The organism is Pseudomonas sp. I8001 (genome assembly GCF_013385345.1).
In the GTDB taxonomy this organism is placed as follows: Bacteria; Pseudomonadota; Gammaproteobacteria; order Pseudomonadales; family Pseudomonadaceae; genus Aquipseudomonas.
Genome location: NZ_JACAQC010000027.1, coordinates 89,032 through 96,448 on the forward strand (window position 1 = coordinate 89,032; position 7,417 = coordinate 96,448).

Genomic DNA, 7,417 nt, shown 5'->3' on the forward strand with positions numbered 1-7,417 from the left:
GCGCCGCTAGTGTGTGGGCGCCGGCGCGGCATCGATCTTCACGCGCAGCAGGCTGTAGGGTTTCTGGCGCAAGTCTTTGCCTGCGTGAAAGATGCTTTGGCGGTGCAGCTGATTGGCGATGAAGTACAGGTAGCCATCAGGACCGATTGACAGTGTGTCGGGCCAAAGCACACGCGGATCATGGACGATGGTCTGCCATTGCCCGTTCGCCAGCCGTTTGCGCACGCTGTTGTTTTCGTAGTCGCCGGCATACACGGCCCCCGAGGCGTCGGCTTCAAGCCCGTCCGAGGCGCCTTTTTCCCCGAGGTCTTTGACCGCCATTTCGAGCCGTGCTTCGCTGACTGTCTCGTCACGCAGCAGTGCCGTGGGGATGGCGTACAGGTGCCGACTCGACAGCGGGCAGAAATACAAGGTCTGCCCATCAGCCGACAGGGCGATGCCGTCCGAAGCCACGGCAAAAGGCTGGGTGCCGCCTTTGGCATCCCGCACTTTCAGGACCTGGCTTTCGACCGTGGGTACGAAGTTCGGGTCGACCGAGGTCGAGGGTGCACCACTGAGCCGGCGTATGGCCGTGCCACTGGCGATGTCCATGACGATGATCGCGCCCGGGCCGGTAAGTGAAGAGTCGGTGATATAGATCACGCCTTGGTCACCCACGCGAAAATCAAAGCGCATGTCGTTGACGTAGGTGCCGGGCAGCATGACGTTTTTCGGGAATACGAGGGTCTTGACCACCTTGTTGGTGGCGAGCTCAACTGCGACGAGCTTGGCACCACCTGGCTGTGGAGGCGAGAAGCCAGGCGCCGCGGTGTCCAGTATCCAGAGGCGTCCGCGCCCGTCGGCCACCACGCTTTGTACGCTGATAAACCCTTTGGCCGGGTCTTTGGGGTTGGCCTGGTTTATCGCCTGGTCAGGGTAGGGTACGACTTTGCCGTCGCGCAATTCTGCGACGGTAAACGGCACCTCGTCGCCCCAGCGAGGAAAGTTGACAAAGATGCGTCCGGTCTCGGTAACGCTCACGCCGGTGGGCATGGCATCGTGGAAGGCGTGCACCTGCTCGATGGCGCCAACGCTCTGATCGGCGGGCAGGTTCGCCGGCATGGAAGCCTGGGCGGCGGTGCCGGTGAGGGCCGCTGCCAAGGCAAGGGCAGTCCAACTGATTGGGTATTTCAAGTACATGGCAGGGCTCCAGGTTTTTCTGTTCTGGAGCCAATGGTGTCGGTTCCCGGCAGGCGAAAAAACCCGCTGATTGCCGATAACAGTTTCATTGAAATCAAGAGAATGGGCTGTCGCGCGCAAGCCTGGTTTTTTAATTGCGGGCGAGCAAGCTTGCTTCAGCAGAGGGGGTATCCACGGTGATCAGGGTTTCGATCATCGCCTTCGCCGCCGGCGACAAGCGAAACCCGGTACGGCTGATGATCCCGCAGCGGTTGTTCAAACTGTCGAGGCTGTGAGGCACGTTGCGCCAGTGCAACACCGTCAGTGCGCCACGGGCAAAGTCTTCGGCAAACGCATCCTCGGCACCCAGGCCAATCGCGTTGGACTGGTGCACGATGGCTGCCAGCGCCGCAAACTGCTCCAGTTCGATAGCGGGAGAAAAGTCGACACGCCCGCTCAGGTTGGCCAGTAGCTTGCGTACCCCGGGAGCGATCAGCGGTGTGGCCAGCGGGTAGTCAAACAAGTCGTTGGTCGAGAGGCTGTCCTTGGCCAGTAACGGGTGCCCGGCGCGGCAGAAAAATACATTGCGCCGGGGTGTCAGGGCCTGGGTCTGGAAATTCGGATCGGCCTCGAAGTGGCGCACATCGGCGATGAAGAATTCGATCTCTTCGCGACTCAAACTGCGTCCGAGTTTTTCCCAGTTATCCACATGCAAACCGCTGCGTACTCGTGGATGAGCGCCGACAAACCGTGCGATCGCTCCAGGCACCAGGTTCACCGCCGCCACGGCATCGCAGCCAAAGCGCAATTCGCCGGCGTCGAGCTTGGTCATGCGGGTGACTTCGTGGCTCAGCCGCGCCGCCCCCTGAACGAGCGACAAGGCATGTTGCAACACCACCTGGCCCTCGGGAGTGGGGCGCAGGTCTTTGTGGGCGCGGTCCACCAGCACACAGCCAAACTCCTGTTCCAGGCTTTGGATGCTGCGGCTGAACGCCGGCTGGGTAATGCCCATGGCGTCGGCGGCGCGCACAAAACTGCGGTACTCGTTCAGAGCAATGAAGTAGCGCAGTTGGCGAAGGTCCATGGAGTTTTCCGGCGTCCTGAAGGAAACCGCGATTCTAATCGCCTCGCTTATTCCGCAAAAGAATGTTCATTGTTTTATCTAGATTCAAATTGCATATCCATAGAGCCTGTGCGGTAGGTGCCCGGGCTGAACACCCGGGTGAGTATCAGCATCGCCACCACCGTCAGCGTCAGCACCATCCACGCGCTGACGAAACTGCCAGTCAATTCCCGCAGCCAGCCGGTCAGCCACGGTGATACGGCGTTGATCAAAAAGCCCACGCCCTGGACGAACGCCGCCAGTTGGCCGGCCTCCCGAGGGTCGCGGCGGTGATCCAGGGTCAGCAACAGGCTCAGGGCGAAACACGCTCCCAGGCCGAAACCGATCAACGCCACCCACACGTGGGGGAATTCCAGCGGCGCCGTCAGCAGGCCGATATAGCCCACGGTCTGGGCCAGCAGGCTGATGCTCAGTAACGGTCGACGATCAATGCCACGTTGCGCCAGTGCCGGCATCAGCAGCGCGGCGATTACCTGGAAGATCGTCATGAACGCCAGCAGCGAACCACTGGGCAGTACGCCCCAACCCAACTGCTGATAGTAGGCCGGCAGCCACGCGACCATGCTCATGTAGCCGCAATTCACCAGGCCGAAATACAGCGCCAGCAACCACGCCCGACGGTTGCGCAGGCCCTGGAACGGCGCCGTCACCTGCGGGTTTTTCGCCGCACCCAATGGCAGCCACGCCCACAACAATAGTGCGCCCAGGGCCGGTAGCAGCCAGATCCCGAGCCCCGCCTGCCACTGCTGGAAATGCCCCGCCACCAACGGGCTGAGCAGGGCGGCCAAGCCACCGCCGCCCATCAGCGAAGCCGAGTAAACCCCCATCGCCAACGGCACGCGCTGGTGAAACTGGCGCTTGATCATCGCCGGCACCAGCGCCTGGATCAGCGCCACACCCGCACCGCCGAACAATGCCGTGGCCAGCAGCGCCGGCGCCTGGCCAAACAGCCAGCGCGCGAGGCACGCCAGCAGAATCATCATCAAGCCCAGGGCGATTCCGCGACGCTCCCCCAGCTTCGCCTCCAGGCGCACACCTACCAGCGCCACCAGGCCCATGCAGATCACCGGCAGGCTGGTGAGCAGGGCGCTGCTCTGGAAACTCAGGCCGGTGGCCAGACGGATTTCCCCCAGCAACGGGCTGATGGAACTGAGGATGGGCCGCAGGTTCAGGCCCAGCACTACCAGCAAACCCCAACCGGCGAGCTTGCCGGCGAATGAATTATTCAGCGTCATGCAGGGCCTGCCACTCGCGGTAGAGGGCTTGCATCGCTGCCTGCGGCAGGTGCTGTACGGGCAATTTTTGCTCCGCCAGCGGCAGCGCCAGTTGCTGGTAGATCGCTGCTGTGGACAAACCAAAGGGCGCCGCCACGTCGTTGCTGGCAGCGAACACCACGCGGGATATGCCGCACAGGTGCATCGCACTCAGGCACATCGGGCAGGGCTGGCCGCTGGCGTAGATCACACAACCGTCGAGGCGCGGGCCGAGTTGTTGGCTGGCGGCACGGATGGCGAGCATCTCGGCGTGGGCGGTGGGGTCCTGGCTCAAGTGGATTTCGTTGACCGCCTCCACCAGCACCTCGCCGTTGCGCACCAGCACGGCACCAAACGGGCGGCCACCGGCGGCTACGTTGGCCTTGGCCAGTTGCACGGCGTGATGCAGATGCTGTTGATCGTCAGTCATGGAAAACCCCTCGTGCGCAATGAGGCGTGAAGTATGGGCAGCCGCAGGGGTATTCTGAAATTAAATATAACCATGCCAATCAGTGGCAAATGGAATGGTGAGCCCATGTTCGATCCTGTGTTGTTGCGCAGCTTTGTTGCCGTCGTCGATTGCGGCAATTTCACCCGCGCGGCCGAGCGGCTGCACTTGACCCAGTCCACGGTCAGCCAACAGATCCGCCGCCTGGAAGATGCGTTGGGCAGCCAGGTGCTCGACCGCGACCAGCGCCGCGTGGTAGCCACGGTGGAAGGTGAACGCTTGCTGGCGTATGCGCGGCGCATCCTGGCGCTGCACGAAGAGGCGGCCGACGTGCTGATCAATCAGCAGAGCGATGGCGTGTTGCGCCTGGCGGTGCCCGAGGACTTTGCGGCCGAGCGCCTGATGCCGCTGCTGTCGGCGTTTGTGCAGGCTTATCCCCGGGTGCGCCTGGAGGTCACCAGCGGCTTGGGGCCGGAATTGTTGCGGGATTATCGCGGCGGTGAATTCGACGTGCTGCTGGTCAAGCAAATGGGTGACAGCGATGACTGCCTGGTGTCCTGGCCGGAGCCGTTGTGTTGGGTCGACAGCCGCAGTTCGCCGTCCCTGGGACGTGATCCGCTGCCGTTGGTGGCGTTTCCCGCTGGCGGCCTGTACCGCAATGAAATGCTGCATCACCTGGAGGTGGGCGGCTGGCGCTGGCGCATCGGTTATTCCAGCGCCAGCTTGGCCAGCGTGTGTTCGGCGGTGGCGGCGGGGCTGGGGATCAGCCTGTTGCCGGTGCGGGTGGTGCAGCCCGGGCACGTGGTGTTGGGCGCGGACAGCGGTTTGCCTGCGGTGCAGGGCGTGCGGCTGGCGCTGTATGGACGCAACGGCCTTGGTGCGGCCGGGCAGGCGTTGCTACGCCAATTGCAGGATTTATGTGCCGGTAATCCACGCTGAGCCATGCCTTCAGTGAATATTTTGTATGCCTCAAAAGCATTGAGATTTTCCCCCACGGCGCCAGGCCGCGCAGGACGTGGCTTCGGCGTATCCGGATGTTTCGGTTATTCAATTTAGATCTATCTATAACTTTAAAGATTACTTTAAGAGATAAGCGTCTGCCCCCGATGATTCAGCCCTCGACGGCCGCCAAGGCAGGCCCGTCGGTTTTTTTGCTTAAGACCGCAGGGGAGTTAATCAATGGGCAATGTCCAGACCGCCGCCAGTGCACAAGAGGCGCAGTGGCGCCACGCACCGGGTGGTGAGTTGGTCGACCTTGGCCGGCCGCATCGCGCGCCGTTGGGGCAGTTGCGTACGCAGAAAACCCCGAAGGGTGTGTTGAGTCGGCGTGAAGCGATCCTGTTGGGGATTCTCGCGCTGGCCTTGCATGGCGCGGTGATCTATTGGGTCAGCCAGAAGCCAACCCCGGTGCTGCCGATTGTGCCGCCGGAAATCCCGCCGATGACGATCGAATTTTCCCAGCCGGCACCGCCGGTTGTGGAGCCGCCACCGCCTGTACCGCCACCGCCGCCGCCACCGGTTGTCGAGCCACCGCCGCCGGTGGTTGATGAATTGGCCGCCAAGCCGGCGCCGAAAAAGATTCCGAAACCCAAGCCGGTGCCGAAGCCTGTGCCCAAGCCCGCACCGAAACCGGTAGCCGAGCAGCCGCCCGCGCCGCCTGTACCCGCGCCACCGTCTCCAGCACCGCCGGCACCGCCTGCGCCCGCGCCGGTCACACCGGCCTCGGCCAACGCCGCGTACCTGAAGAACCCGGCGCCCGAATACCCGTCACTGGCCCAGCGCCGGGGTTGGGAAGGCACGGTGCTGTTGCGGGTGCATGTATTGGCCACCGGCAAGCCGGGTGAGATCCAGATTCAGAAAAGCAGTGGTCGCCAGCAACTCGACGAAGCCGCACTGGCTGCCGTGAAGCGCTGGAGTTTTGTACCGGCCAAGCAGGGTGATGTGGCCCAGGACGGCTGGGTCAGCGTACCGATCGATTTCAAGATTCATTAATTATTGGATGCGGTGTGTTGGACACATCGCGACCTGCACAGAGGGAAAACATCATGGCATTAGCATCTCCAACTGAATCCATCGAAAGCGCGGTGATCTGGCTGCTGGTGGTCTTTTCGGTCGCTACCTGGGGCCTGGCCCTGCTCAAGGGCGTCCAGTTCGGCCGCCTCAAGTCCCAGGATCGCAAGTTCCACAAACAGTTCTGGGCGGCATCCAGCCTGGACTCGGCCGCTGAGTTGGCCGAAACCAAACCCGGCGCCGCCGCTCGTGTGGCCCAGGCCGGTTACGCCGCGATCCAGGTGGGTGAAGCGCCACACGCTGCTGACCTGAGCCAGGCGATCAACCATCAGGACCGTCTTGAACGCGCTTTGCGCCAACAGATCGTGCGTGAGCGTCGCTCCCTGGAAACCGGCCTGGCCGTGGTTGCGAGTATCGGCAGCACCTCGCCGTTTATCGGCCTGTTCGGCACTGTGTGGGGGATCATGGAAGCCCTGAAAGGCATCAGCGCCGCCGGTTCCGCCAGCCTCGAAACCGTGGCCGGGCCGATCGGTGCGGCACTGGTTGCCACGGGTGTGGGTATTGCCGTCGCGGTGCCGGCGGTGCTGGTCTACAACTACTTCCTGCGTCGCCTGAAGCTCACGGCTGCTGACCTGGACGACTTCGCCCACGACTTCTACAGCCTGGCGCAGAAGAACTCGTTCCGCGTGCTGCTGCACCCGACGCTGAGCAAGGCCGGTGCCCAGGGTGGCGCGCAAAAAGTGAAGGAGGCGTCCTGAGATGGCCTTCTCCACGCAAGACAGTGATGAGGTGCTGAGCGAGATCAACGTTACGCCGCTGGTGGACGTGATGCTGGTGCTGCTGGTGGTGTTTATCGTCACGGCGCCGTTGTTGACCAATGCGATTCCGATCAACTTGCCCAAGACCGAGGCCGTGGCCCCGGTGGAGCAGAAGGACCCGCTGGTGGTGAGCATTGATGCGGCCGGGAAACTGTTTATCAACAAGGATGAAATCCAGCCGGATTTGCTGGAGTTCAACTTGCAGTCGGCCAAGGCCAAGGACCCGGATGTGCGGGTGCAACTGCAGGCTGATGATGGAGTGAACTATGGCGAAGTGGCGCGAGCCATGGCGTCGATCGAGCGGGCGGGGATTACCAAGCTGTCGGTGATTACTGCACGTTAGTTTCAAATGCCTCGACAATTTTTTTGGCCGTCTCCTTGGCAGGGTGCGGCCTTTTTTTTGGGCTGTGGTTTTGGGGGGCTGGGTACATATCCATTATTTAGGTAACGGCGGCTTATGGTTCCGCTCTTACAGCGGGTCACTTTTGGCAAACGCCCCAAAAGTAACCAAAAGGTCTTTGCCCCACCACTCGGTGCCTCGCCTAGGCTCGGCATGCCCGCACTCCGGCCCGGTTCCGCGGGCCGCCGCGACGGGCCATCCATGGCC

General features: G+C 62.5%; 8 protein-coding genes. 4 read left to right on the top strand and 4 right to left on the bottom strand.

Annotated features, from left to right (window positions below):
- Positions 1 to 6 precede the first annotated feature (6 nt).
- The 4 genes from HX839_RS19435 to HX839_RS19450 all read right to left on the bottom strand — a co-directional run bounded on the left by HX839_RS19435 (position 7) and on the right by HX839_RS19450 (position 3,964).
- On the bottom strand, positions 7 to 1,179 hold the full coding sequence (locus HX839_RS19435; RefSeq protein ID WP_177067560.1) for an L-dopachrome tautomerase-related protein: 1,173 nt from the start codon (positions 1,177 to 1,179) through the stop codon (positions 7 to 9).
- Between the two features lie 130 nt (positions 1,180 to 1,309).
- Positions 1,310 to 2,242 (bottom strand): LysR family transcriptional regulator, encoded by a 933-nt coding sequence (locus HX839_RS19440; RefSeq protein ID WP_003218124.1) that lies wholly within the window; start codon positions 2,240 to 2,242, stop codon positions 1,310 to 1,312.
- Positions 2,243 to 2,316: 74 nt separating this feature from the next.
- A complete protein-coding gene (locus tag HX839_RS19445) occupies positions 2,317 to 3,516 on the bottom strand; it encodes a CynX/NimT family MFS transporter (RefSeq protein WP_134325532.1) in 1,200 nt (399 codons plus the stop codon).
- Entirely contained in the window at positions 3,503 to 3,964 is a 462-nt protein-coding gene (locus HX839_RS19450; protein ID WP_087693642.1) for a nucleoside deaminase, read from the bottom strand. Before HX839_RS19450 ends, HX839_RS19445 begins: the two co-directional genes overlap by 14 nt.
- 105 nt (positions 3,965 to 4,069) lie before the next feature.
- Here HX839_RS19450 and HX839_RS19455 point away from each other — a divergent pair, with 105 nt between their 5' ends.
- From HX839_RS19455 to HX839_RS19470, 4 genes are all read left to right on the top strand, one after another.
- Positions 4,070 to 4,921 carry a LysR family transcriptional regulator gene (locus HX839_RS19455; protein ID WP_008433713.1) on the top strand — a complete coding sequence of 284 codons (852 nt, stop codon included), beginning with the start codon at positions 4,070 to 4,072 and terminating at the stop codon, positions 4,919 to 4,921.
- 240 nt (positions 4,922 to 5,161) lie between these two features.
- Positions 5,162 to 5,974, top strand: a complete 813-nt coding sequence (locus HX839_RS19460) for an energy transducer TonB (protein ID WP_177067561.1) — start codon at positions 5,162 to 5,164, stop codon at positions 5,972 to 5,974.
- Between the two features lie 50 nt (positions 5,975 to 6,024).
- Positions 6,025 to 6,750, top strand: coding sequence for a MotA/TolQ/ExbB proton channel family protein (locus HX839_RS19465; RefSeq protein WP_085984637.1), 726 nt, complete (start codon positions 6,025 to 6,027; stop codon positions 6,748 to 6,750).
- A gap of 1 nt (position 6,751) precedes the next feature.
- Entirely contained in the window at positions 6,752 to 7,153 is a 402-nt protein-coding gene (locus HX839_RS19470; RefSeq protein ID WP_003218118.1) for a biopolymer transporter ExbD, read from the top strand.
- Positions 7,154 to 7,417: the final 264 nt, after the last annotated feature.